Below are 24,773 nucleotides of genomic sequence, written 5' to 3'. Positions count from 1 at the left end.
CTTACTACCCGCTGAGTTATCGGCGTTACGCCGAAACAGCACTGATTGTGCAAAATGAATATCTTGGGTTAGGGGGGGATGTTCCAGATTTAATTCATAAAAGAGATTAATGGAAAAGGTATCATTGAGTTGTACCACGTAGTTTAAGCTCTGTTTGAACGTATACATGAAGAGGGAGTAAGCGTCCATCTCGGTATTTTTCCACTAGTAAGTTCACTCCCTGAGTTCCCATCAACTCAGAGTGAATACGAATTGTAGACAACGGCGGAAAGGTAAAGCGAGCAGTAGGAATATCATTCATACTAATCAGCGTAATATCCTCTGGTATCTTTAAGCCAAATTCATGGATTGCACGTACTATGCCAATCGCGATGGAGTCTGAATCAATGAATACTGCTTTCGGGAAGTCACCTTTGGCTAGCATCTCTTTCGCTAAGTTATAACCGGACAAACTAGAGCAGGCACAATAGTGTATATCATGTTCTGCGACCACGCCTTTTAGATAGCCATAGTCCAAAAACACATTTTCACGAGTGTCAGCTGCGTCGTGCTTGTCTTGACCGCCAATATAACCGATGCGGCGGTGGCCTCGTTGTACAAAGAAATCAACTACTTGCCTACTGATTCGAATAAGGTCGACATCAACGCAATCATAAGGGCAGGTTGGATCTGAAAAGTTTATGTAGCAAATGCTATCGGCTAGACGTTTAGGTAATTTATCTACTACCTTTTGGTCGACATTTCCGACTAAAAGGACACCTGTTATCTTTTTCGTTTCAACATCAATTTCACTGTTATAGCAATTGGTTAGCGTAATACCTAATTTGTCGCATTGCGTTTCAATCCCATGACGAATTGATAAGTAGTAAGGGTCATTCACCTCTGTTTCTTGTTTGTAGTTATATAAGGCTAAAAAGTGATGTTTTTGCTTAGCTTCTTTGATGCCTTTCTTCGAGCTACTGGTGCGGTACTCCAGTTTTTCTGCAATTTCCAAAATGCGGTATTTGGTTTCTTCTTTAACGCTCAACGTTGGGTCGTTGTTCAAAACCCGCGATACGGTTGCAAGTGAGACGCCTGCTTCAATGGCGATATCTTTTAGCTTTGCCATGTAAATTTCCCGTTGGCACTGCCCAAGTGTGAGCTCAATAATCTGACTATTTTAAACAGCTACTTAGATATGCACAAACCTTTAGTAAGACAGTCCTAAACACTTTAAATCATCATATCAAGCCAAATTGTTTTCATGAAATAGACTCTATTGAGTAATAAATAAAGCCGTAAACGTAAGGATTATATTGCTGTAAAAATACTGAAAAACGCGACTGGTTTGGAAACTTGCTACTTGTGGTAACTCTAGTACTTAATAGGACTCGAGCTGTTTAGAGTTTAATCAAGCAAACGTTTTATTGTTCATGTTTATGTTTTGTGTCTCCTTTTATAAACAAATCAATAGGAAAGTATTCAACTCTATTTATAATCTCCGCGCTTTTAAAAGCTGTCTAACAGTATGAAAAATTAGGAAATTATAATGAAAAAAGTATTGCCATTATTGGCTTTAGGTGCAGTGGTTGCTTCAGCATCAGTTCAAGCAAAAGGTAACTGGTATGTTGGTGCTGATTTGGTAAATTCAGATCTTAAAGTTAAAAGCTTGTCAAAAGATCTTTCTGCGACAGGTCTTAGCCTTGCTGTAGGTAAAGAGCTTCAATATTCAGAAAACTTCAAACTAGCTTTTGAAGGTGAGTACATATACTTTGGCGACTTTGAAGAAACATTTTCTTACATGGGGTGGCCGGTTAAATTTAGTGTTGATGCTTCTGCGTTCAATTTCAATGCGAAGCCTAAATACCAATTTGCAGGTACAGGCTTCTATGTTGGTGCGATTGCTGGCCTTGGTGTAATGAGTGTTTCTTATGAAGTGAAATCATCTAGCACTGTTACCGATGATGGTCGTGATGTAGGCTTTAACTACGGTGTTGAGGCTGGTTATGAGTTCGCTTCAGGTTTGGTTGTATCTGGTGGCTACCGTGCTTCTTCGGTAAGTATTGATGCCGAAAACGGTGGCAGCGAAGATTTTGATTTTGACAGCCTGTACGTTGGTGTTGATTACAAGTTTTAAGCTTGCGTAAGCAAAACATAGATACTAAAGAGGAGCCGTTAGGCTCCTTTTTTGATCAGATTATCAATCAACTCATAATGGTGATCTTGTACGCCTGCAAGGTTGCCATATTTGGGTTGGTGGCGGTCATTTTCTTTCGCGTGTTGCCAGCCAATGGTGTGACGCACAAAATGCTCTGCAAACGCGTGGGAAACTTCCAAGCAACCTGCCAGTACGGTATCAACATAACTTTGCATGATTGGGCTCTTTGCGCATGGTGGTAGTGGCTCGTCTTTTACGTAAACCCAAATGTCGTGTTCTTGGTTAAAACTCGCATCTGTTTCGATTTGATCTGGCTGCAGTTGAATACGATGATAACCTCGCTCACGGCGATCGAATTCTGCGAGCGCTTCTTTATTCACTTCGAGTAAAACGCCATTAACCTGTCCATCGCCTTGGTTCACCACTAATGGAGAGAGGCTGTAGCTGTCGTCAATCTTCCCCCAGTAGCGCACCAGTCCATGAGCAATGACGGGAATGGCTTCTCCCGTTTGTCCGGTTAACTTACGTGACGCAGAATTAATCAAACTGCCATAGCCAAATATGTACATCTTCGTTGCATCCCTTAACTGATGGTTGTGTCTCTCACCGTTTATACCTAACCCGCCTCTGAAGCACAACTTTACCTCTTAAGTATAATCTTAATTATAAACATGTATTTTTTATGCATGTTTGTGGTAGCATCAATATTGTAGTTGAGTCAACCAGCATCAAGAGACGCTTGAGGGCAAGATAATGCTGAATATCACCGATAAAAAAGTGGAAGAAAAAATCCCCGCATGGCTGCGATTAGGCTTTCGGCCGTTTTTTCTGTTTGGGTCGATTTACGCCATTGTTGCGATCGCGTTGTGGGTGCGGATGTTCCAAGGCGGACAGCCAAACGCATTAGCCGTGCCTGCATTATGGTGGCACGTACATGAAATGTTGTTCGGTTTTTCGATGGCCATTGTAGTTGGCTTTGTACTGACCGCGGTACAAAACTGGACTGGCATTAATGGTACCAAGCATTACATGCTTCTGGCTTTATTTGGCTTGTGGTTAGTGCCCCGCATATTGCTTTGGACACAAGCACCGTTATGGTTAACCAGCAGTATCGAAGCGGTATTTTTACTGTTTGTCGCCTATGAGGTGGGCATTCGTGTGTATCGAGCCAAAGGTTGGCGTAATTTGTTTTTCGTTCCACTGTTTCTTTTAGCCATCTTTGCGAACTTTGCAAGCTACGCAACGATAAAAGGTATGCCGCCCTTTAGCTCTTCAGCGGTGTGGCAAGCAATGCTGTGGTGGTTTACCTTGCTGTTGTCAGTGATGGGCGGACGTGTAATTCCATTTTTTACTGCGCGTCGATTTAATTTCGAAAAAGCGCAACCATTGGCTTGGTTAGAGTGGTTCGCGAACTTGCCATTGGTAATGCTATTTGTGCTGAGCTTTTTCCCTGTGACGTTTGCAGAACTAGGTAGTCCTTTGATGCTATTTGCAGGTGTTGCTCAGTTGGTGCGTTTTGTTCGCTGGAAACCTTGGTTAACCCTGAACGAGCCTTTAGTATGGTCGCTGCATGCTGCGTATTTGTGTTTACCACTAAGCTTAATTTTGCGAGGCGTCTGGGGAGATGCATTTGCCAGCCATAACCTCATTCACCTGTTTGCGATAGGTGCGTTAGGCGGTTTGATTTTAGCGATGATTACACGGGTGACGATGGGACATACTGGTCGCATGATCTACAAAGGGCCAAACATGAGCCTTGCGTTTGCAGCGATTACCGCGGCAGCTTTGGTTCGCAGTTTCGCCGTGATCTTTGATCCAGCGAACATGATACTGTGGATTGATATCAGCGGTGGATTATGGATTGTTGCGTTTGGGCTATTTGTGTGGCGCTTTGGTGTGATGCTTGTGACCCCTCGTGTGGATGGTCACCCCGGATAAGATTCTAATGTGAGTAGAGAAAAGAGGAGCCGCGTGCTCCTCTTTTGGTTTTTGTTCTTTATAGGTTTAGTGTTTATTCGTCTTCGTCGTCCGCTTTATTCGTGAGCCCCAAGCGTTTAAATAGCCACCACTCTAGACCAAAAATGACAATTAAGGCGATGCAGAACCAGGTGAATGCCATGGTGGAATCCACGCCTGGCATTCCACCAACATTGATACCGAGTAAACCTGTTAAGAAGCTGGTTGGTAGAAAAATCGTTGCTACCAAAGTAAACAGGTAACTGTTTTTATTGGTTTTCTCATCACGATGATGTTTGATCTCTTCTTGGAAAAGCGCCACTTCTCCAAGATAAAACTCAAGTGTTTCATTTATGCGCGTAATATTATTGTGTGCGAAGCGATATTGATGAGGTCTCAAAGCAATCAATTCTGATTCTGACTCCACAAGATCACGGATAGCGTACTGCTGAGGGCGAATAAAACGCTTGATAGAAATCAGTGCTTTTTGAGTCGCCATATGTTTGTACGTCGACTCATCATTCACGTCGAACTGGTTTAGTGTTTCTTCAATCGTATCAAGGTAAATGTCTATTTTACTGTTTAATCCTTCAATGATCTGATGAAGTAAACTGGCAAGACTTTTTGGGCCTTTGTGTTCCGCTAATGCTTGGCGAATCTCCATGATCGCGCGTGATGGAATTTTACGAGTTGAAATGAGTGCGCCTTGAAAGTAGAGAATTCGAATACTAAGCATATCTTCTGGTGATGCATTGCCGTTCATATTGACGCCTCGTAAAATCAACATGAAGTTCTCGTCATCCAAAGGATGGAAAGATGGTCGGCTTTCGTCGGCTAATAGATGATCAACCGTAGCTCGAGGTACTTGGTTCTGCTCCAGCCAACCACGAATATCAGGATGCAGCCGTTCGCAATGGTACCAATGCTTAGCTTGAATTTGCTCTGCCGTGGTGGATTGTTGAGTTGCTTCTGGGGTTGAGAAGTCCCAATGTTCAATCATAAAACCCATTTTCTTTTCCTTGTTTGAGCCGATACCAAAATAACCTCAAGATACTTCTTTCGCGAGAATTGCATTGCCATACAGAGGCAATACTCTGAGTACGGTACTCTGAAGTCATTGATGCATTATTTTTCAAATGAGTATGATTGTATTTAACGCCAAATGTCTATGAATAGTTGTTCTTATTTGCAATCGAGTGGAGCGCACCAAGGTGTTGTGCTTAAACAACAAAACAAAAAGCCTGCAACTAAGCAGGCTTTATTGTGGGGGAGGGAGGGGAGCTGTTAGCCAACTTGAGAAAGATTAACCACTTTCTGTTGTAGCTTTTTCTTTAAATAGTCCGTTAAGGCCTGTTTTTCTTCCTCGTTCATGTAAAGACCAAGCTTAGTACGGCGCCATAAAATGTCTTCATCGGTCATTGCCATTTCATGGTTCATTAAGTAATCGATCTCACGTTGGTAAACACCACCTGCTTGTGCCGAGAACGTTTGTCCTAAGTCAGCTTCACTTGTTGTGCCTTCCATTAAGTTCCAGGTTTGGGTACCAAACTGTGTGACATAACGAAGAATCAATGCTTCTGGCGCCCAAGTGTATTTAGCGTGAATTTGTTTAGCTAATTGTTCACGACTACAGCTGAAGTTACCACCAGGAAGGGTTTGGTTGGCCGTCCAGTCTTTACCCATTTCAGGTAGGAACGGAGCAAGTTTCTTCATTGCTGCTTCACCTAACTTACGGTAGGTCGTTAACTTACCACCAAAAACAGAAAGCAGAGGTGCATGGTCGTATTCCGCATCGAGCTCTAGCGTGTAGTCTCGTGTGATTGCTTGCGGAGAGTCAGATTCATCGTCACATAAAGGACGAACACCGCTGTATGTCCAAACTACATCTTCGCGAGTCAACTGGTGGACAAAGTGTTGGTTTACGATATCAATGAGGTAATCGACTTCGTCATCTGAGATCGACACTTCACGTGGGTCACCTTTGTATTCCACATCTGTTGTACCAATGATTGAGAACTTATCTAAGTAAGGAATCATAAATACGATGCGATTGTCTTTGTTTTGAAGAATGTAGGCTTGCGGTTCGTTGTGGATACGAGGAACAACGATGTGCGAGCCTTTGATTAAGCGAATGTTACGAGGAGAGGCTTGCTCTAATCCATCATCAAAGAACTGTTTTACCCAAGGCCCCGCAGCATTGACTAACGCTTTCGCTTGACGTTCGAAACGTTGGTCTGTCATCACATCGTGAATAGTAACATGCCAGATACCACCTTCACGGTGTGCTTTTTCCACGCGGCAGTAGTTACGCACTTCAGCATGGTTTTCGCGAGCCGCAAGAACGTTCAGTAATACTAAACGTGCATCATCAACCCAACAGTCAGAGTATTCGAAACCCGTTTTCATTTCTGGTTTTAGCAAGCCAGATTTCGCAAGGTTGACGGTTTTACTGCCTTGCAGCGTCGTACGTTTACCCAAGTTATCGTAAAGGAAAAGGCCACAACGAATCATCCAAGCTGGGCGTAGGAATGGGCGATGCGGTAAACGGAAACGCATTGGTAGTGCGACGTGTGGTGCTTTACGAAGAATAACCTCACGCTCTGCGAGCGCTTCCGAAACTAAACGAAACTCGTAGTGTTCAAGGTAGCGTAAACCGCCGTGTATCAGTTTAGAACTTGCTGAAGAAGTCGCAGATGCGAAGTCATTTGCTTCATATAAGCCAACACTCAAACCTCGGCCTGCTGCGTCTGCCGCAATACCAGCTCCGTTAATGCCGCCACCGATTACGATCAAGTCTAAGGTAGTGGATGAGCTAGTAGTGGAAGCATTATTTTGTATACTCATAAATTTGACCTCTTGGTGAGCGAACGAGCATTTTAGAACATAATGTAATCCTAGCTCAGGTTTCGTTTGTGATCATCTATTATTTTCGTTTGTGAGCGTTTTGTGTGATTTAGACACAAAAAAACCTCTGTCTAATTAAGACAGAGGTCATTTGAGGGGGAATTATACGATTGACGTTACTCGTTTTCGGAGTTTGATTCGTTAGCTTCAACCACTTCAAGTGGGATAGAAGCTTCCTTCAAAATTGACAAGATTTCTTCTGGTGGCTGCTTATTGGTAAAGATCATGTTGAGCTGTGCAATATTGCCTAGTTTCACCATAGCATTGCGCCCGAACTTGGTGTGGTCTACGGCCAGAAATACACTACGGCTATTGTCAATGATCGCTTGTTTTACCCGGACTTCGTGGTAATCAAAGTCTAATAGCGAGCCATCGAAGTCGATACCGCTAATGCCGAGAATACCAAAGTCGAGACGGAACTGTTTAACGAAATCGAGGGTAGCCTCGCCAACAATACCGCCGTCTCTGCTGCGGACTTCTCCACCCGCTAAGATGACTTTGATTTCAGGGTTAGGGAAAAGAATGGTCGCAACATTGATGTTGTTGGTGACAACACGCAACTGTTTATGGTTTTTATTGAGCGCTCGCGCAACTGCTTCTGGTGTAGTGCCAATATCGATGAATAGTGTGGCACCATCTGGAATGTGTTTGACTACCTCGTCTGCAATGACATCTTTTTCATTGAAGTTGAGCGCTTTACGCGTGTTGTAAGATGTGTTTTCAGAACTGAGAGGAATAGTGGCTCCACCGTGATAACGACGAATTTTGTTGTCATCGGCGAGTTCATTGAGATCGCGTCGGATGGTTTGTGGGCTGACATTGAATCTTTCTACCAACTCATCCGTGCTGACATAGCCTTGTTTTTTCACCAGCTCAACAATCTGCTGGTGTCGAGGTATTTGCTTCACTTACCACTCCCTTGTGCATTGGTAACGGCCAATGCTTCAAATTCGAAGCTCTATTGTGCTCGAATTTGCTCGTTGTGAGAAGTAAGCGAGTTCAGGAATCGGGGATAAAGCGCAAAAAGAGCGCACAAATGGCGCTCTTCTTTTCTTATGGAGATGAGATTAATCTTCTTCGTCGTGAAGTTCAGACCAGGTTTGTGCACATTTCACTGCACGTTTCCAGCCCTTGTAACGACGATTGCGTTTTTCTTCATCATCGTGTGGCTCAAAGGTGCGATCAAGTACCGCTTTATTCTGCAACTCATCAATGCTATCCCAGTAACCAACTGCAAGGCCGGCAAGGTAGGCTGCACCAAGAGCGGTAACCTCAGTTACTTGAGGGCGGTGTACTTCTGTGTTCAATACATCGGATTGGAATTGCATTAGGAAGTTGTTCGCTACTGCACCACCATCGACGCGAAGGTTCGCAAGCTTAATGCCTGAGTCAGCTTGCATCGCATCCAGTACGTCACGAGTTTGATAAGCGATGCCTTCCAATGTTGCACGGATGATATGGTTTGAATTCACACCGCGAGTAAGGCCGACAATCGTGCCACGTGCGTAGGCATCCCAGTATGGAGCGCCTAAACCAGTAAATGCAGGCACGACATAAACGCCGTTTGATGTATCCACTTTTGTCGCGAAGTATTCAGAGTCTTCTGCACCGTTTAGGATTTTCAATTCATCGCGTAGCCATTGGATAGAAGCTCCACCCATGAATACGGCACCTTCAAGTGCATAAGCTGGTTCGCCTGCAGGACCACAAGCCAAAGTAGTTAGAAGGCCATGTGTCGAAGTGACTTTTTCTTGGCCAGTATTCATTAGCAAGAAACAACCCGTACCGTAAGTGTTTTTCGCTTGACCCGCTTCAACACACATTTGGCCGTAAAGCGCCGCTTGTTGGTCACCTGCGATTCCAGAAATAGGAATACGAGTACCGCCTTTACCACCGATGTTGGTTTTACCGTAAATTTCCGATGAGCGCTTCACTTCTGGCATCATAGATGCTGGGATGCCAAGCTCATCTAACATTTTTTGATCCCAACATAGATCGTTGATGTTAAACAGCATGGTACGCGATGCGTTAGTGTAGTCGGTTACGTGAACGCGACCTTGAGTCATCTTCCAAACTAACCAAGTATCGACAGTACCAAACAACAGCTTACCTGCTTCTGCGTCTTCTCGTGCGCCTTCAACATTGTCCAGAATCCATTTAACTTTGGTACCGGAGAAGTAAGGGTCAAGCACCAAACCAGTGTTGTCACGTACATAGTTTTCGAGACCGCGTGCTTTTAAATCTTCACAGATATCAGCAGTACGGCGACATTGCCATACAATCGCATTGTAAACGGGTTTACCTGTTTCTTTGTTCCAGACGATAGTCGTTTCACGCTGGTTAGTAATACCGATAGCCGCTAATTGGTCGCTACGGATGCCAGACTTAGCTAGAGCTTCTACTAAGGTAGAGCTTTGTGTTGCCCAGATCTCCATTGGATCATGTTCAACCCAACCAGCTTCTGGATAAATCTGAGTAAATTCGCGTTGCGCGACGCTTACGATGTTCGCATCATGATCAAGAATCACTGCGCGAGAGCTTGTTGTACCTTGGTCTAGGGCAACAATGTATTTTTGCTCAGTCATGGTAAGAATCCTTTTGTTTCGTTATTTATATTTTAGTAAATGTTCGAGTTACGTCAGTTTTAAGCTCTAGCTTCTTCTGTTTCTTCTTCCGTCTCACATTGGTTTGGAATCGTGCAACCGTGACCTTGTTGTGGAAGGTAAGCGGCAATCGCTTTTGGATACAACCAACCACCAAAACACGCACCTGCAATCGGAGCAAGTAAAGGCACGATAAAGTAAGGAATGTCTTTAGCACCTGTCAGAGCGTAATCCCAACCAGCGAAGTAAGCGAACAGCTTTGGTCCAAAGTCACGAGCAGGGTTCATCGCAAAGCCTGTTAGTGGGCCAAGTGAACCACCGATGACGGCAATCAAAATACCGATCAATAGAGGGTTCATTGCGCCACGTGCCGCGCCGTTATTTTCATCGCCCAGAGCCAGAATCGCAAACATCAGCACAGCAGTGATAACGAATTCCACAGCAAAAGCACCAAAGAAAGAGAGGGAGGCATGCGGATAGGTTGAGAAGATACCAGCAGTTGCTAGTGCATCTTGGCTGCTGCGAACGAAGTTATGAGCGATTTCGTAGTCGGTGAAAAGGTTGCTGTATAAGCTGTATACCAATGCAGCAGAACAGAATGCCCCAAGCATTTGAGCGATAATGTATGGCACCACTTTCGCCTTATCAAAACCATGGAACATAGCAAGTGCGATGGTAACGGCAGGGTTGATGTGTGCACCAGAGACGCCAGCCGTACAGTAAATAGCGATGGCGACACCGAAGCCCCATACAATACTGATTTCCCATTGTCCAAATGATGCGCCTGTTAGAACTAAGGCTGCAACACAGCCTACGCCGAAGAAAATAAGTAGTCCTGTACCGATAAACTCGGCCAAACATTCTCCGAGCAGAGAGGGGTGTTTGTTCGTTGTCATGTTAAAAGTCCTTTGATCATTTTTGCCTGTCTAGCACGGTACTATTGTGCATATATAAACGTTTGCGAAAACAAACGAGCGTTAAAAATGAGCGTTTGAGCATAAATTTGTTAATCAAAGTCTTCGTTTTTGTTAAATGGCGCATCTTTTAACCGGAAAAGAACACAACGAAAATAATTTATTTGTCACGAGGCCAGTGTTGAGAGCGCTCAAATTACCGATGTGAAAAAGAATGCACAACTGGTAAGAGGAGTTTTGTGAAGCTGCTACGTGCTTGGAGATTTATTACACAGAACTTGTGTAGCAGTTAACCCTAAAGGAGTAGGAGAATGTCAAATGTATCAAGGGCTAGCAGTGATATAAAAAAATACGCTGTCATGTTTGGACTTTTAGAAAAAATCGTCATCCCATTGATACCAATAGGATGAGTTGAGAAGAGAATAAACGCTGTTAATGTCTTGTGTTTGTGAATCATTGCTTCGGCTTGTATTCAGATAAAAATTGTTTTTTTTATTTCGTTTGATGCTAAACGTGATCGTTTTTCAGCTTTTTAGTTATTAGTTGGTTCGGAGCGAGTAGGGCAGGCGTAAATCGCCCTTTTTACGGTTAGTTTATGTTCTAATTCGAGCCTTTGTTTCAAAGGTTTCGAATTGGAATGCTCAAGTGAGAGGTTTGAATATCAGTTTCATATTAACGAATCTTGAGTAAAGTTGAACGATGATCTAATTAATGCTCATATAATTTACTGTATTTACTTATATTTAATCCATGTGCAACATTTGTCACAGAAATAAAATCCTAACTCCATACAATTCATGAACTTTCGAACGAAGATTTATTTTGTTTCGTTCGCTCCTTTTGTGTTTTTACCATCGCATACAAAATAATGAGGTTCCTATGTTTGGAATATTCAAACCTAAGGCGCACATTGATCGTCTGTCCCCTGGCAGCATCGATAGCACCTACTCTCGCCTCCGTTGGCAACTCTTTATCGGTATCTTTGTTGGCTACGCCGGTTACTATCTAGTTCGTAAAAACTTCAGTTTGGCGATGCCTTATCTTATCGAGCAAGGCTTTAGCCGCGGAGACTTAGGTGTCGCCTTGGCAGCTGTTTCCATTGCATATGGTCTCTCTAAGTTTCTAATGGGCAGCGTTTCAGACCGCTCCAACCCTCGCTATTTCCTTAGTGGCGGCCTATTGATGTCTGCATTAGTGATGTTTTGCTTTGGCTTTATGCCATGGGCGACTGGTAGCGTCACTGCGATGTTCATTTTGCTTTTCTTAAACGGTTGGTTCCAAGGGATGGGGTGGCCTGCTTGTGGCCGAACCATGGTGCACTGGTGGTCACGTAAAGAGCGTGGTGAGATCGTTTCGGTTTGGAACGTGGCGCACAACGTGGGTGGTGGCTTGATTGGTCCACTATTTATTCTTGGCCTGTGGGCATTTAACGATGATTGGCGCACTGCATTTTATGTTCCTGCATTTTTCGCCACGTTGGTTGCTGTGTTTGTTTGGATGACGGTTCGCGATACCCCTCAGTCTTGTGGTCTGCCTCCTATTGAAGAATACAAAGACGATTACCCAGATGACTATGACAAGTCCCATGAACAAGAAATGACAGCGAAGGAAATCTTCTTCAAATACGTCTTCAACAACAAACTTCTTTGGTCGATTGCAATTGCAAACGCATTTGTTTACCTAATTCGTTACGGCGTACTGGACTGGGCACCTGTTTACCTAAAAGAAGCGAAGGATTTCTCGGTAGATAAATCGTCATGGGCTTATTTCTTATACGAATGGGCTGGCATTCCAGGAACACTATTGTGTGGTTGGATCTCTGACAAATTGTTCAAAGGTCGTCGTGCACCTGCTGGTATCTTATTTATGGTGCTAGTGACAGTTGCAGTGATGGTTTATTGGTTTAACCCTGCGGGCAACCCAACAGTAGATATGATGGCGCTTATTGCAATTGGCTTCCTAATCTATGGTCCGGTTATGCTGATCGGTTTGTACGCACTTGAACTCGCTCCGAAGAAAGCGGCAGGTACTGCCGCTGGTCTTACTGGTTTGTTTGGATACCTGGGTGGGGCAGTTGCCGCAAACGCGATTTTGGGCTATACCGTAGACCACTTTGGCTGGGATGGTGGCTTTATCATCTTAGTGGGTTCTTGTATTACTTCTATCGTGTGTTTGATGTACGCCTTCTTAGGTGAACGTGCGCACCACGAGCAAAAAGAGCGCGAGAAGGAAGCGCTAGCGTAATATTTATTTAAAGAGGCAGTGGAATACTGCCTCTTCGCTTTATCAAGGAAATAACAATGAAAACAAAGTCAGTATGTCTTACTTTTTTAGCACTTAGCCTTTCTGCTGGTGCGATTGCGAAGCCGCTTGTCATTGCGCATCGTGGTGCATCGGGCTACTTGCCTGAGCACACGCTAGAAGCCAAAGCACTTGCTTACGCAATGAAACCTGACTACATAGAGCAAGATGTGGTAATGACGAAAGATGACCAGTTGGTCGTGTTGCATGACCATTATCTCGATCGCGTAACGGATGTTGCGGAGCGTTTTCCTGATCGTGCACGTAAAGATGGTCGTTATTACGCGATTGATTTCACTCTGGCGGAAATCAAATCCTTGCGAGTTACCGAAGGGTTCAACATCGATGAGAAAGGCAACAAAGTAGCGGGCTATCCAACCCGATTCCCTATGTGGAAATCTGACTTCACCGTGCCGACGTTTGCTGAAGAGATTGAGCTGATCCAAGGCTTAAACAAAACGCTGGGTTATGACATCGGTATTTACCCAGAAATTAAAGCGCCTTGGTTCCATCGTCATGAAGGTAAGGACATTTCTAAAGCAGTACTTAAAGTCTTGAAGCAGTACGGTTACGGCTCTCAAGACGACAAAGTCTACCTTCAGTGTTTTGATGCGAATGAACTTCAACGCATCAACAGTGAACTCATGCCTGCAATGGACATGGACTTAAAGCTCGTTCAGCTTATGGCTTACACGGACTGGAACGAAACTATGGTGTACAAAGGCGACAAGGCAACACCATACAGTTATGACTGGATGTTCGAAGCCGACGGAATGAAGAAAGTAGCGAGTTACGCGGAAGGAATTGGACCTTGGAAGCCGATGCTGGTGGATGATAAGTCAACCAAAGACAATATCATCATCAAGCCGTTGATGAAGGCTGCAAAAGACGCTGGCTTGCAAGTGCATCCATACACGTTCCGCGCCGATCCAGGACGCATTCCAGCGTACACTGACAGCTTTGAAGGCATGATGGATGTGTACTACAACCAAGTAAAAGTGGATGGTTTGTTTACTGATTTCCCAGATAAAGCGGTCAGCTTTTTAAATCAGTAATCACGCATTTTTCTTTAAGCTAAAAAATCCCCCAACAGTTTCCTGCTGGGGGATTTTTCTTAACTATTTATTAGTTGTTTTTATGCAGTTCGCTGTTCAGTTCAACCGCGCTCTTGTTAGCAAGACATTCGATTTGACCTGTTACAGAGTTACGACGGAACAGTAGGTCAGAAACTCCAGCAAGATCGCGTGCTTTCACCACTTCGACTTCTTGACCGTCAGAATCTAGCATGCGTACTTTAGAACCAGCAGTTACGTACAGACCTGATTCGATAGTACAACGGTCACCCATTGGGAAACCAAGACCTGCGTTCGCGCCTAGTAGCGAGTTTTCACCGATAGAAACCACAACTTTACCGCCGCCAGATAGCGTACCCATGATAGATGCGCCGCCGCCGATGTCAGAGCCGTTACCAACCACTACGCCAGCAGAGATACGACCTTCAACCATGCTTACGCCTGTTGTACCCGCGTTGAAGTTGATGAAGCCTTCGTGCATTACTGTTGTGCCTTCGCCAACGTGTGCGCCAAGACGTACGCGAGAAGTATCAGCGATACGAACGCCAGTTGGTACCACGTAGTCCACCATTTTAGGGAACTTGTCTACGCAATCTACGCTTAGTGCACGACCCGCTAGGCGAGCTTCGATTTGACGCTCTGCTAGTTCAGGTAGATCGATTGGACCTTCGTTAGTCCATGCGATGTTGTGCAGTAGACCGAAGATGCCGTCTAGTACCGTGCCGTGTGGTTGAACTAGGCGGTTAGAGATAAGTTGAAGCTTTAGGAAGCCTTCAGCAACGCTTTGTGGTTGTTCGTCAGTTGCAAGGATAACCAGTACAAGTGGTTGTGCTGATTCTGCTGCTTTTGCTGCGAAAGATGCGTTTGCCGCATCGCCGTTTGCTTCAAATGCTGCTGCCAGTTCTGCGCTTTGTGCTGCAGAGATCTCGATAGCTTGGTTGCCTTGCTCGTAACCTGCTACTGCTGCTAGTGCGTTAACAAGCGCTTCGCTTGGGTTAAGAACTGGGTTTGGGAAAAACGCTTCGATGATTTTGCCGTCGCGGTTTTTAGTTGCCGTACCAAAGGCTAGAGAGAAGAAAGCCATAGTTGATCTCCATGTGTTGAGTCTTGTGTCTCGTCTGTTCACTGACAAGAAATAATTAAGTTGTCAGTCATCATAAAGAGAGTGTTGGGGAGTTTAAAGAGGGGAAATGGAGAAAGTCCGTAGATGGATACCTTTTGTCTTTTTAGAGATATGTTTGTCTGATGAGAAATGTGGCTACGAGGTGGTCTATTGGGGGAGTTTTGCTGAAACGATAGAAGGCAGTTTCTTGTCTCGGCTCTAGAAAGAAAGGGCGTTTTCCTATTCTGGCGAGTTCTTTCGAGATACAGAGGTATGTTTTTAATTGTTTAGAACAAGGTGTCGTATAAGTTCAAATAAATTTGGCGCAAGCTTGAGGCGGCTCGGTTTTGAGATAAATAATTCTTTATATTCATATTGATTCATATTAAGGTTGATCTACGTTTTTAAGCATTTTCAATGAGATCAGTATGGGTAAAAAAGTCGTTACGGTTACAACGTCTGAGCTGGAAAGAGATTTGTTTAATGTGACTGGTGATAAGTTATTCGCTTCCAAGCAAGCTTCGCAATTTCAAATATTTTATGCAGGTTCAGTGATAGATTCTATTAAGTATAAGAGAGGGGTGATATCCAAAGATGATCTTTTACTTAATCAACATATAAGGTGGGAGCATAATAAGGCCCATAGTTATCGCTTGGCCAAAAACATCCTTAAAAAAACAGGGCAATGTCGTCCTAAGAATGTAGCTGCTCATCATATTGTATCATGGAAAGACATTAGAGCTGCAAAGTCCAGAATGAGGCTATCAGCATTTCGAATCGATATAGATAGTGCGGAAAATGGTGTATTTTTACCAAGATGGAATAAACATGTGCCCCATTCGCAAATGGTTGAAGCTTATTCTCACTCCTGTATCCATACTTCATTTTACTATTTGAACGTTGAACATTTACTTGAAAATACGATTGCTCAGGATGCAGATAGAGAAGATATCGTTGAGGTTTTAGAGGATATTGGAGACGACTTGAAAATGGGCATGTTTCCAATAACCAGAAAAATAAGGGCGAATGAAATTGCAGTTTAAAAAACAAACTTTTACTAAGGTATTTGGTATTCAGCCAGATGTGGATAAATATTTATATCTAGAGCACACGAGCCTATTGGGTTTAGACGACGTGAATAATGAAGTTTTACCAATATTCGATGGAGCTTCAAAAATATCAACTTGGCAACCATTGACACTTGATTGGCTCCGGCATGATGATTCCGATGACTTAATAAAACCAATGATTGCTGCCTGGGGTAGCTGTACGTACGTAGTTCGCCATGATATTGCTAGCTTGTTCAAAGATACGCTCGGAGATTGTTGTGAATTCCTACCTGTAAATGTGGATAACTCCATTTGGTATGCACTTAATGTGACTTCTAAATTGGATGCATTACATACTGAACTGTGCGAGATAAACTACAAGCCAAATGGCAGAGTTCATAGAACTAGACCATATAAGCGTTTTGTTATTGATCGTGCTAAAGTTTCAACCCCGAGGCTCTTCAAATTAAGTGGTTCTCCAATAAGCATCTATACTTCAAATACCGACAATAGCTTTTTAAATCTAGTGACTAAAAACGAGTTTACCGGGGTTAGTTTTTATGAAGTAGAGAGTGTTTAACTTCAGGAATAAAAAAACGCCGCATAATGCGACGTTTTTTCTAAACAAATGAGAGGCTTATGCAGCGTCTTCTTGGTCGCTATCTTCTTCAACAGCTTCAAGCTTCTTTGCTTTTTTTGGTGCAGGTTTACGTTTTGCACCAAGAGCGTAAAGCACTTCTTCTTTGTTTTGCGCAAGGAACATTGCAAGATCTTCTTGCTTACCTTCGTCTTCTAGAAGTTCACTTTTACCCAGCAGTGAGAATAACTCGTCTGCCATATCCAGCATTTTGTCGTATGCGTCAGCTTCCGCTTTAGAGGTAAAAGTCATTTTCTCTTCTCCATTGCGTTCTACCACGTACTTGACGATTACAGCCATGGTTGGTCCCCTAATTTGGTGTATTGATACTGGCTTTTTATACAGTTTTTGACCAATCAAGTCTAGCGACAAGCCTCAGAATGAGAGACACGTACAACTAACTGACTAGCATTTAAACTATCTTGGTTTCACTTTGCGGATTTGTCCGCCAAAGGAAGGTTTGTTGGTCGCTCCCAATCTTGGCAAAATTCGATAAACGTTCTGAGCAATGGGCTTTGATATTTCTCTTTATGAACCAGTAACCAGAAGCGACGTTTCATATCTAAAGGCATGTCGAGCAGTTTTACGCGGCCGTCACGAATAGCAGGTTCTGCAGACAAACGTGACAAACAGCCCAAGCCTAACCCTGCCGATACTGAGTTGATCAACGCTTCGGTGGTATTGAGCTGAAAAGCTTCATGCCAATGTTCCAAGCGCGGCGCGACAACGCGCATAAAAAATTCGCGTGAACCAGATCCTGCCTCTCGCAATATCCATTCACTGTTTTCTAGCTCGGTTAAGTTTACTGGCCCTTCGTGCGCGGCTGGGGAATTGGGCGCGCAAATCACGCACATTTCATCTTCGCTAAACTGGGTAGACTGCAATTCAGGGTGAAGTGTTTTGCCTTCAATGAGGGCTATGTCTAACTCGTAATCGGTCAGCATGTCGCAGATTTGTGCGGAGTTAGAAATGAACAGACTTTGAGAACGATGGTTCGTTTGCTGACGAAATTCGCTAAGCAAATAGGGCGCGACTTGGTTGCCAATGGTGTCGCTGGCACCAATGCGAAGTTGGCCCGATAGCGCTTGGTCACCATCGAAAATGCTCTCGATGTCCTTGGCTCGGTTGAGTAATTCATCCGCCAGTGGCAGTAGTTTTTGACCTTCTTGGTTCAAAATCAGTCGGTTATTAACACGATCAAATAAGTGATGGCCGATCTGCTTTTCTAATTCTGAGAGTGCCATGCTCACTGCGGCTTTCGATAAAAAGAGACTATCAGAAGCCGCTGTGAGCGTTTTGTGCTGCGTGATCGTCGTAAACACTTTCAGTTGTTTAAGAGAAATGTGACTTGCCATACCCCACCGTTAAGTAATTCTGAACGTTTGTTTTAAATAATTAGATATATCGGAACGAAGTGCAAGCGTATTATACGTCCCATCAAGAGTGAGTCTGGTTGAGGTCATCATGATTCAAAGAACAAAAGCAAAAGTAATGGGAGCACCAACTCCAATGGCGGGTTTGGCTCTTGGTATTGCAAGCTTGGGCTGGAGTTGGGAGAACTTCGCCGAATTACATGGCTACGGACAGTGGATTAGTGCGGGTATCGCGAGCATATTGTTGGCTATATTGGCAACCAAGTTTTTGCTACATAATCATCTATTGAGACAAGATCTTGCTCATCCGGTTGTGGGCAGCGTGGTTCCGACATTTGCGATGGGCACTATGGTGGTATCGAACTCTCTCGGCCATTTTTACCCATTAGCTGGCGATGCGCTTTGGCTGATTGCGGTGGTTTTGCACATCGTATTCTTGGTGAGCTTTGTTTACCATCGCGCCAAAGATTTTGAATTGCACCACATGGTTCCTAGTTGGTTTGTACCGCCTGTGGGTATCATCGTTGCGGATGTGTCTTTCTCTGGCAACCCGATGTTAGCACCAGTGGCACAAGGTGCATTGATGTTTGGTATGGTGGCGTACGCGATTATGTTGCCGATGATGATTTACCGTTTCATGTTTACCCATGAAATTCCGGATGCAGCGAAACCAACAATGGCAATTATGGCGGCACCAGCAAGTCTATCATTGGCAGGGTACTTAACGGTCACTGCGACACCATCACCAGTGATCATCGCTATGCTATTTGGTATCGCGGTATTGATGACAGCCATCATTTACCTCGCATTCTTTAAATTGCTTAGACTGCCATTTAGCCCAGGCTATGCGGCGTTCACTTTCCCGATGGTGATCGGTGCGACGGCGCTGTTTAAAATGGCGAATTGGATGGAGTTGCAAGGATTGGCTGCGCACTATGTTCAACAAGTGCGAGGCTTAGCTAGTCTTGAGTTGATTGTGGCAACATTTGTTGTCTCTTATGTGGCCTTACAATACATCAACAACTTGTTGATTCAGCCACGCTTGATGCACGCTCATCACGCTTAAATAGCAGATAGGAAAAAGCCTCTTGGTCTTACAACCAAGAGGCTTTTTTATTTCAATCGGCGTCGATGTTGGACACTAGCCTTTTTTGTAAAATCGCGACATCTCATCCAGAGAATAACGAATGATATCGACAGGAATTTTCTGTTCTTTCTCGACTTTTAACTGGCGATTCAGTTGCTGAGAGTGCCCGCCAGGGTTGACCACAAGCATCAGTTCTTTGCCGACCAATGCATAGTTGTAGTAGCTGCCTGCAATATACCAATCGCGAGAGGCAGAGCTATCAAACAAGTTATGACCAACGCTGTATGAACTCGTTGTGCCTTGAACGTCAAACAGCGTATTCATCATGGTTGGCACGACGTCAAAATGGGTCGTGCGGTAATCAACTTGCTCTGGCTGACGATTTGGCATGTACACGTAAAGAGGCACATGTACTTGAACGTCACTGTAGTTACCCGTGTGGCCCCAATAGTTCATCTTATGGTCGTTAAACTCTTCACCATGATCTGATGAAATCACCACAATGGTGTTGTCTAAGTCGACATTTTTCAGCACATCACCAATCAAGCTGTCGATGTAGTACAACGAGTTCTTGTATCGATTGTGGTAAAGCGAAGCGTCAAAATCGTTGTTGAGCAAAATGTGGTCAACGCGTTCCCAGTATGGTTTGAATTTCGCAAATTCAGGTTCGGGAAATACTGTGCCGTGGGCGGCATCGTAGAACAGAAAACCAAAGTACGGCTTGTCGCTATCCTGCTTTTGGAACTCGATGAACTTGTCTGTTATCTGCTGATCGCGCTCGACAGCTGTTTCCCCAGTTTGTTTCAGGGTCAAGTCCGACACTTTTTTGAATACCGTGCGAGAAAGTGGCGGGCTGGTGAGCGGTGCCGAGCCAAAAATGCCCATGCGGTAGCCTTCTGCTTGCAGCGTATCCATAAACACAGGAGAGCGTTGGCTTGCGTAAAAGCTTTCCCAGTAGGTTGCGGGCAAGCTGTAAAACAGGCTGAAAATACCCGCTTGAGTTGAGTTGCCGCCGCTCATATGTTGTGTGAAATTCACTGTCTTTTCAGCGAACTTAATGACATTTGGCATGACTTCCGGCGTCGCATCACTGTAGCGCCACGCATCAACCAAGATAAACAAGACATTGGGCTGTTTCTCTTTGCTTTGCACTTGAATCGGCGCAAGCGGGTAGTTGAGTGAGCTACGTTCAATGTTGGTTAACTCTACGCGGTTCTTAGATGCAATGTTCTCATCCACTAGGTCGTGTTTGTAAATAAATTTACGAGCCGTCAGCGGGTAGTAAAGTGGCCAGTTATTCGAAAACTGACTGACTTCATCGTCGTAAAGGGCATTTTTGTACGCATGAATCATCTGTGTGCTGAGCAATACAGCAAACCAGACGCTGATCAAAACGAACTTAGCTCGGCTTTGTGCCAGTTTATTACTTACCCAAACGGTACAAGCGAGCCCGATCACCAGAATGGCAATTTCACTGATGAAGATTAGCCAACTCATCCACGAAATATCGAAGACATCACCGCCACCTTCGAAAAACATACGGATTAATAGAGCGTTGATGTGAAGTTTGTATTGCTGAAAAACGAGGATATCGACTTTAAACATGATCAATAGACAGATCGCGATAGCGATCACGATGCCTTTGAATACTCGAGTCGGTAGAAAAGAGAGCAATAAACTCAACAACATAAATGGAAGAGCGATCAAGCCCAGCCAGCCATATTGAGTCGAAACCAAATAGTAACCTTGCAACAAGGTTAGCGGTTCATTCTGATTGTTAGACAACACAAAAGGATAACAAGCGATCGACAGGTACACTGCAAAGCAAGCAAAAAAAGCAATCAGCCAAGCGCTGTTGGAAGACAGTTTGCGAAACATACTTTTTGTTTGTTTATAAATTATGGGTAGAGGGAGTATAAAACAGTGTTTTTTATTATGGAATAGTTGCGACGAATGTCACATTTTGTATGGAAGTGTCAGACTTGATTGACATGTGAAAATTCAGAAGATTCATACTCTATTTGAGTGATATATAACCTTTTGTTTTTTCCGAACGCGAGATCACTGCGGGTTTAAATGGGGCTGTGCTAAGCTAGCTAACAGTTTCAATCGGCGCTCGGTATTCCCAATTTGTTTACTGTTTATCACTCCAACCAAGTTGACGTTCTTAAATCACTCCTTGTCGAACTGATTCGAATCAGTCCGCTGGAAAACCCGTTCGAAAAAGAACAAATTCTGGTTCAAAGTCCGGGCATGTCCCAGTGGCTAAAAATGGAATTGGCCAAAGAGTTTGGTGTTGCCGCGAACATTGATTTTCCGCTTCCTGCTACCTTCATTTGGGAAATGTTTACGCAGGTGTTGCCAGACGTGCCAAAACGCAGTGCGTTTAACAAAGAAGCGATGACTTGGAAGTTGATGCATCTGCTGCCGGGGCTTCTCAACCAAGACGTGTTTTCGCCGTTAGCGCAGTACCTCAAAGATGACATTGACCACTCTAAGCTGTATCAGCTGGCTGAGAAAATTGCCGATATTTTCGATGGTTACTTGGTGTATCGTCCGGAATGGATCGCAAGTTGGGAAGCTGGGCAGAGTGTGCCAGAGCTGGAAGATGAGCATCCGTGGCAGCCGATCTTATGGCAAGCGTTGTATGATCACACTGTGTCATTAGGGCAGTCTCCTTATCACCGTGCCAACCTTTATGAGCACTTTATCGACACGTTAGAGAGTTTTAACTGCAATTTTGACCATTTACCCAAGCGTTTGTTTGTTTTTGGCATTTCTTCGTTGCCGCCTCGCTATATGGATGCGCTAAAAGCAATTGGTGAACACATCGACGTGCATCTGATGTTCACTAACCCTTGTCGTTATTATTGGGGTGAAGTTCGAGATCGCAAATATCTGGCTCGTTTGGCGGCGAAACATCGTCAGCACGTTGTGTGGCAGGACGATCACTCGGAAGTGCAAGGTGAAACTGAGCAACTGAAAGGTTCATTGGAAGATAATGTGATCGATGAGCTGCACACCGATGTGGTCGGAAACAGTCTGTTGGCGTCCATGGGTAAACTCGGGCGCGACAATATGTATCTGTTGTCTCAGCTGGAATCTCATGAAATCGAAGCCTTTGTTGATGTTGAGCGCGACAGTCTGCTCCATCAATTGCAAGCGGATATTCTCAATCTTGAAGAACATCAAGATGACCAACAGATTGAAAACAGTCATCACAAACAAGTGGTTAGCTTGGGTGATAAATCACTGAGCCTACACGCTTGTCACAGCCCGATGCGCGAAGTGGAAGTGCTGCATGATCAACTATTGGCGATGTTCGATGCTGACCCAACGTTAAAACCGCGCGATATTATCGTGATGGTCGCGGACATCAACGCTTACAGCCCTGCGATTCAGGCGGTCTTTGGTAACGCGCCGGGTGAGCGTTTTATTCCCTATTCGATTTCTGACCGAACCGCCGATCAAGAGAGCCCAATTCTGGCCGCATTTATGCAGTTGGTGAACTTACCCAATACGCGCTGTTTGGCATCAGAACTACTCGAACTTCTGGAAACTCCGGCGATATTAAAGCGTTTTGAACTCAGCGAAGATGATTTTTTACAAGCCAAACAATGGGTTGAGGAATCGGGGATTCGCTGGGGATTGGATGCCAATACCGGACGCGAATTTGAACTGCCGGAAACCCGTCAAAACACATGGCAATTTGGTATTCAACGCATGTTGCTTGGCTACGCGATGCCAGAATCCGCAGGTTTGTTTGAAACCGAGCAAGGCAGTTTGTCTCCGTACAACGAAGTGCAAGGCATGGGCGCAGAGCTGGCGGGCAAGTTGGCACACTTTATCCAACAAATTAGCACTTATCGAAGCAAACTTTCTCATGTTCAGACTATTGATGGTTGGCGAGAGACTTTGGTTTCACTGCTGGATGACTTCTTCTCAGTTGAGTTAGAAGGCGAAATGGCGCTCAAATCCATTCGCGATACGCTCAGCCAACTCAAAGAGCAATTAGCTGATGCCGCATTTGATGATGCGTTATCTCCGTCGATCATCAGCCAATACCTTCAAAACAAATTATCTGGCACACGAGTCAGCCAGCGCTTCCTTGCTGGTCAAGTGAACTTTTGTACCCTGATGCCGATGCGCTCTATTCCGTTTAGAACCGTTTGTCTACTGGGGATGAATGACGGCGTGTACCCACGCTCCATGCCGCCAGAAGGCTTTGACTTGATGACAGGAAGAACCAAACCGGGCGACCGTTCGCGCCGAGATGATGACCGTTACCTATTCCTCGAAGCGATGTTGTCTGCACAACAAACGCTCTACATCAGTTATGTTGGCCGTTCAATCCAAGACAATACCGAGCGAGTGCCTTCGGTTCTGGTTTCTGAGCTGATGGAATACTGCCACCAAAACTATTGTTTAAGTGGTGATGAAGCGTTGCCCGTTGATGAGTCTGGCGACAACTTATTAAATGCGTTGGTGAATACCCACGCCATGGTGCCGTTTAGCCCAAGTGCGTTCCAAGGCATGCACGCCAGCTACGCGAAAGAGTGGATTCCAGCGGCATTGACTCAAAGTAGTCAATCGCAAGGCTATGTTCGTCGTGATTTTAATCGGGCATTAGACGACTATCTGTTAGGAGCGACGTTCCCACTTGAGCTCGACTTAGTCGAGTTGCAACGTTTCTGGCGCTTACCTGTGCAGTATTTTTTCAATCGTCGTTTAAAAGTAACCTTTGAACCGCCACTACCGGTGATGGAAGACGACGAACCCTTTGTTTTAGGTGGTTTGGAAAGCTATCAAATGCGTGATGAGCTGTTAGAAACCTTGCTTGAAGCGACATTGATGCAGCCAGAGAAAAAAACAGAGGTGCTTAAACACTTTATGAGTCAACAGCGCGCGCAAGGCAAACTGCCGGTGGGGGCGTTTGGTGATATCGAATTTGAAACCAACCGAGTTCAGGCGGAAGAGCTGGTGGATAAACTGGCGTTTTTATCTGGTGCGCCTCAAGACGATTTGGAAATCGACCTGACGTTTGATTCCTTGTTTGAGCGAAATGAAGGCGAAGAGAAAAACGTTCGCCTAACAGGTTGGCTAACTCAATGCTACCAATCCGGTTTGATTCGCTATCGAAGCGGTAAGATTCGCTCGCAGGATTACCTTGCTGCGTGGATCGATCACCTTGCCATGTCGGCGTCGGGTCATGCTAAGAAAACTCACATCATTGGTTACGATCGTAAAGAAGGCGCGCTGCATTTGATCTACCCAGAAATTGCCGATGCGCAGTATGCCAAACAGCTACTGACTGAATTAGTTCGCTTATTTTTCGAAGGCATGACTAAGCCTTTGCCTTATTTCCCGAAAACGGCGTTGGCTTGTGTTGAAGCGGGCTTTAGCCGCGGTCAGTGGGTAGATTACGAAGAGAAATCTTTGAAGAAAATGGCTGACGCATTCAATGATGGCTTCATGAGCCCGGGCGAAGGCAGTAATGCGTACATCTCTCGAATTTGGCCTGCTTGGAATGATGAGTTGGCCTCAGAAGTTCGTTTGCTGACAGCATTAGTACTGCAAGGTGCGCGCTTAGCGGTTCAAGACGCTGATGATGTGAAAGCGTAATAAAGACAGCTGGAT

At 44.6% G+C, this 24,773-nt stretch carries 19 protein-coding genes; 8 read left to right on the top strand and 11 right to left on the bottom strand.

What is annotated here, in order from left to right; genetic code table 11:
* Window positions 1–121 precede the first annotated feature (121 nt).
* Window positions 122–1,108 (bottom strand): transcriptional regulator EbgR, encoded by a 987-nt coding sequence (gene ebgR, locus R7040_RS17320; RefSeq protein WP_025768213.1) that lies wholly within the window; start codon window positions 1,106–1,108, stop codon window positions 122–124.
* A gap of 420 nt (window positions 1,109–1,528) precedes the next feature.
* Here ebgR and R7040_RS17315 point away from each other — a divergent pair, with 420 nt between their 5' ends.
* The gene (locus tag R7040_RS17315) at window positions 1,529–2,116 is read left to right on the top strand and encodes an outer membrane beta-barrel protein (RefSeq protein ID WP_017820436.1); all 588 of its coding nucleotides are present in this window, start codon (window positions 1,529–1,531) and stop codon (window positions 2,114–2,116) included.
* A gap of 38 nt (window positions 2,117–2,154) precedes the next feature.
* On the opposite strand, the gene R7040_RS17310 is transcribed toward R7040_RS17315, so the two are convergent.
* Window positions 2,155–2,706 carry a gamma-glutamylcyclotransferase family protein gene (locus tag R7040_RS17310; protein WP_042521366.1) on the bottom strand — a complete coding sequence of 184 codons (552 nt, stop codon included), beginning with the start codon at window positions 2,704–2,706 and terminating at the stop codon, window positions 2,155–2,157.
* Window positions 2,707–2,890: 184 nt separating this feature from the next.
* On the opposite strand from R7040_RS17310, the gene R7040_RS17305 reads away from it, so the two are divergent.
* Window positions 2,891–4,075, top strand: coding sequence for an NnrS family protein (locus tag R7040_RS17305; RefSeq protein ID WP_318081449.1), 1,185 nt, complete (start codon window positions 2,891–2,893; stop codon window positions 4,073–4,075).
* A 73-nt stretch (window positions 4,076–4,148) separates the two neighbouring features.
* Here R7040_RS17305 and R7040_RS17300 read toward each other — a convergent pair whose 3' ends face one another.
* The 5 genes from R7040_RS17300 to R7040_RS17280 form a co-directional block, all read right to left on the bottom strand.
* Window positions 4,149–5,102 carry a CorA family divalent cation transporter gene (locus R7040_RS17300; RefSeq protein ID WP_005380188.1) on the bottom strand — a complete coding sequence of 318 codons (954 nt, stop codon included), beginning with the start codon at window positions 5,100–5,102 and terminating at the stop codon, window positions 4,149–4,151.
* A gap of 275 nt (window positions 5,103–5,377) precedes the next feature.
* Window positions 5,378–6,937, bottom strand: a complete 1,560-nt coding sequence (gene glpD, locus R7040_RS17295; RefSeq protein WP_213967757.1) for a glycerol-3-phosphate dehydrogenase — start codon at window positions 6,935–6,937, stop codon at window positions 5,378–5,380.
* A 176-nt stretch (window positions 6,938–7,113) separates the two neighbouring features.
* Window positions 7,114–7,905: a DeoR/GlpR family transcriptional regulator gene (locus R7040_RS17290; RefSeq protein WP_005380192.1), complete on the bottom strand. Its 792-nt coding sequence runs from the start codon at window positions 7,903–7,905 to the stop codon at window positions 7,114–7,116.
* Window positions 7,906–8,064: 159 nt separating this feature from the next.
* The gene (gene glpK, locus R7040_RS17285; protein ID WP_005380193.1) at window positions 8,065–9,582 is read right to left on the bottom strand and encodes a glycerol kinase GlpK; all 1,518 of its coding nucleotides are present in this window, start codon (window positions 9,580–9,582) and stop codon (window positions 8,065–8,067) included.
* A gap of 59 nt (window positions 9,583–9,641) precedes the next feature.
* On the bottom strand, window positions 9,642–10,496 hold the full coding sequence (locus tag R7040_RS17280) for an MIP/aquaporin family protein (protein WP_005380195.1): 855 nt from the start codon (window positions 10,494–10,496) through the stop codon (window positions 9,642–9,644).
* Between the two features lie 897 nt (window positions 10,497–11,393).
* On the opposite strand from R7040_RS17280, the gene glpT reads away from it, so the two are divergent.
* A complete protein-coding gene (gene glpT, locus R7040_RS17275) occupies window positions 11,394–12,758 on the top strand; it encodes a glycerol-3-phosphate transporter (RefSeq protein WP_005380199.1) in 1,365 nt (454 codons plus the stop codon).
* Window positions 12,759–12,814: 56 nt separating this feature from the next.
* The gene (gene glpQ, locus R7040_RS17270; protein ID WP_005380201.1) at window positions 12,815–13,870 is read left to right on the top strand and encodes a glycerophosphodiester phosphodiesterase; all 1,056 of its coding nucleotides are present in this window, start codon (window positions 12,815–12,817) and stop codon (window positions 13,868–13,870) included.
* A gap of 70 nt (window positions 13,871–13,940) precedes the next feature.
* Here glpQ and dapD read toward each other — a convergent pair whose 3' ends face one another.
* Window positions 13,941–14,972 carry a 2,3,4,5-tetrahydropyridine-2,6-dicarboxylate N-succinyltransferase gene (gene dapD / locus R7040_RS17265; RefSeq protein ID WP_025768219.1) on the bottom strand — a complete coding sequence of 344 codons (1,032 nt, stop codon included), beginning with the start codon at window positions 14,970–14,972 and terminating at the stop codon, window positions 13,941–13,943.
* Between the two features lie 446 nt (window positions 14,973–15,418).
* Between dapD and R7040_RS17260 the strand changes: the two genes are divergently transcribed.
* Together R7040_RS17260 and R7040_RS17255 are read left to right on the top strand one after the other, a co-directional pair.
* Entirely contained in the window at window positions 15,419–16,033 is a 615-nt protein-coding gene (locus R7040_RS17260) for an AHH domain-containing protein (RefSeq protein WP_033905557.1), read from the top strand.
* Entirely contained in the window at window positions 16,023–16,619 is a 597-nt protein-coding gene (locus tag R7040_RS17255; RefSeq protein WP_136976869.1) for a hypothetical protein, read from the top strand. Before R7040_RS17260 ends, R7040_RS17255 begins: the two co-directional genes overlap by 11 nt.
* 57 nt (window positions 16,620–16,676) lie before the next feature.
* Here R7040_RS17255 and R7040_RS17250 read toward each other — a convergent pair whose 3' ends face one another.
* Together R7040_RS17250 and R7040_RS17245 are read right to left on the bottom strand one after the other, a co-directional pair.
* Window positions 16,677–16,976 (bottom strand): YebG family protein, encoded by a 300-nt coding sequence (locus tag R7040_RS17250; protein ID WP_054700491.1) that lies wholly within the window; start codon window positions 16,974–16,976, stop codon window positions 16,677–16,679.
* Between the two features lie 128 nt (window positions 16,977–17,104).
* Window positions 17,105–18,031, bottom strand: a complete 927-nt coding sequence (locus tag R7040_RS17245; protein ID WP_005391712.1) for a LysR substrate-binding domain-containing protein — start codon at window positions 18,029–18,031, stop codon at window positions 17,105–17,107.
* A gap of 109 nt (window positions 18,032–18,140) precedes the next feature.
* On the opposite strand from R7040_RS17245, the gene R7040_RS17240 reads away from it, so the two are divergent.
* A complete protein-coding gene (locus R7040_RS17240; RefSeq protein WP_005391714.1) occupies window positions 18,141–19,115 on the top strand; it encodes a TDT family transporter in 975 nt (324 codons plus the stop codon).
* Between the two features lie 75 nt (window positions 19,116–19,190).
* Here R7040_RS17240 and R7040_RS17235 read toward each other — a convergent pair whose 3' ends face one another.
* Window positions 19,191–21,014, bottom strand: a complete 1,824-nt coding sequence (locus R7040_RS17235; RefSeq protein WP_318081450.1) for a DUF3413 domain-containing protein — start codon at window positions 21,012–21,014, stop codon at window positions 19,191–19,193.
* A gap of 252 nt (window positions 21,015–21,266) precedes the next feature.
* Here R7040_RS17235 and recC point away from each other — a divergent pair, with 252 nt between their 5' ends.
* Entirely contained in the window at window positions 21,267–24,758 is a 3,492-nt protein-coding gene (gene recC / locus R7040_RS17230; protein ID WP_318081451.1) for an exodeoxyribonuclease V subunit gamma, read from the top strand.
* Window positions 24,759–24,773 lie beyond the last annotated feature (15 nt).

The sequence above is a fragment of the Vibrio sp. 1069 genome, from assembly GCF_033340555.1.
The sequence above is the reverse complement of the archived record's forward strand: the minus strand, read 5'-3'. Positions and strand labels throughout refer to the sequence as shown.

What these genes read in the sequence shown, in the direction of transcription:
- ebgR (WP_025768213.1), bottom strand. Translation starts at nt 1,108, where the DNA reads ATGGCAAAGCTAAAAGATATCGCCATTGAAGCAGGCGTCTCACTTGCA.
- R7040_RS17240 (WP_005391714.1), top strand. Translation starts at nt 18,141, where the DNA reads ATGATTCAAAGAACAAAAGCAAAAGTAATGGGAGCACCAACTCCAATG.
- glpQ (WP_005380201.1), top strand. Translation starts at nt 12,815, where the DNA reads ATGAAAACAAAGTCAGTATGTCTTACTTTTTTAGCACTTAGCCTTTCT.
- glpK (WP_005380193.1), bottom strand. Translation starts at nt 9,582, where the DNA reads ATGACTGAGCAAAAATACATTGTTGCCCTAGACCAAGGTACAACAAGC.
- R7040_RS17310 (WP_042521366.1), bottom strand. Translation starts at nt 2,706, where the DNA reads ATGTACATATTTGGCTATGGCAGTTTGATTAATTCTGCGTCACGTAAG.
- glpD (WP_213967757.1), bottom strand. Translation starts at nt 6,937, where the DNA reads ATGAGTATACAAAATAATGCTTCCACTACTAGCTCATCCACTACCTTA.
- R7040_RS17305 (WP_318081449.1), top strand. Translation starts at nt 2,891, where the DNA reads ATGCTGAATATCACCGATAAAAAAGTGGAAGAAAAAATCCCCGCATGG.
- R7040_RS17235 (WP_318081450.1), bottom strand. Translation starts at nt 21,014, where the DNA reads ATGTTTCGCAAACTGTCTTCCAACAGCGCTTGGCTGATTGCTTTTTTT.
- R7040_RS17280 (WP_005380195.1), bottom strand. Translation starts at nt 10,496, where the DNA reads ATGACAACGAACAAACACCCCTCTCTGCTCGGAGAATGTTTGGCCGAG.
- R7040_RS17250 (WP_054700491.1), bottom strand. Translation starts at nt 16,976, where the DNA reads ATGGCTGTAATCGTCAAGTACGTGGTAGAACGCAATGGAGAAGAGAAA.
- dapD (WP_025768219.1), bottom strand. Translation starts at nt 14,972, where the DNA reads ATGGCTTTCTTCTCTCTAGCCTTTGGTACGGCAACTAAAAACCGCGAC.
- R7040_RS17315 (WP_017820436.1), top strand. Translation starts at nt 1,529, where the DNA reads ATGAAAAAAGTATTGCCATTATTGGCTTTAGGTGCAGTGGTTGCTTCA.
- R7040_RS17300 (WP_005380188.1), bottom strand. Translation starts at nt 5,102, where the DNA reads ATGGGTTTTATGATTGAACATTGGGACTTCTCAACCCCAGAAGCAACT.
- R7040_RS17245 (WP_005391712.1), bottom strand. Translation starts at nt 18,031, where the DNA reads ATGGCAAGTCACATTTCTCTTAAACAACTGAAAGTGTTTACGACGATC.
- glpT (WP_005380199.1), top strand. Translation starts at nt 11,394, where the DNA reads ATGTTTGGAATATTCAAACCTAAGGCGCACATTGATCGTCTGTCCCCT.
- R7040_RS17260 (WP_033905557.1), top strand. Translation starts at nt 15,419, where the DNA reads ATGGGTAAAAAAGTCGTTACGGTTACAACGTCTGAGCTGGAAAGAGAT.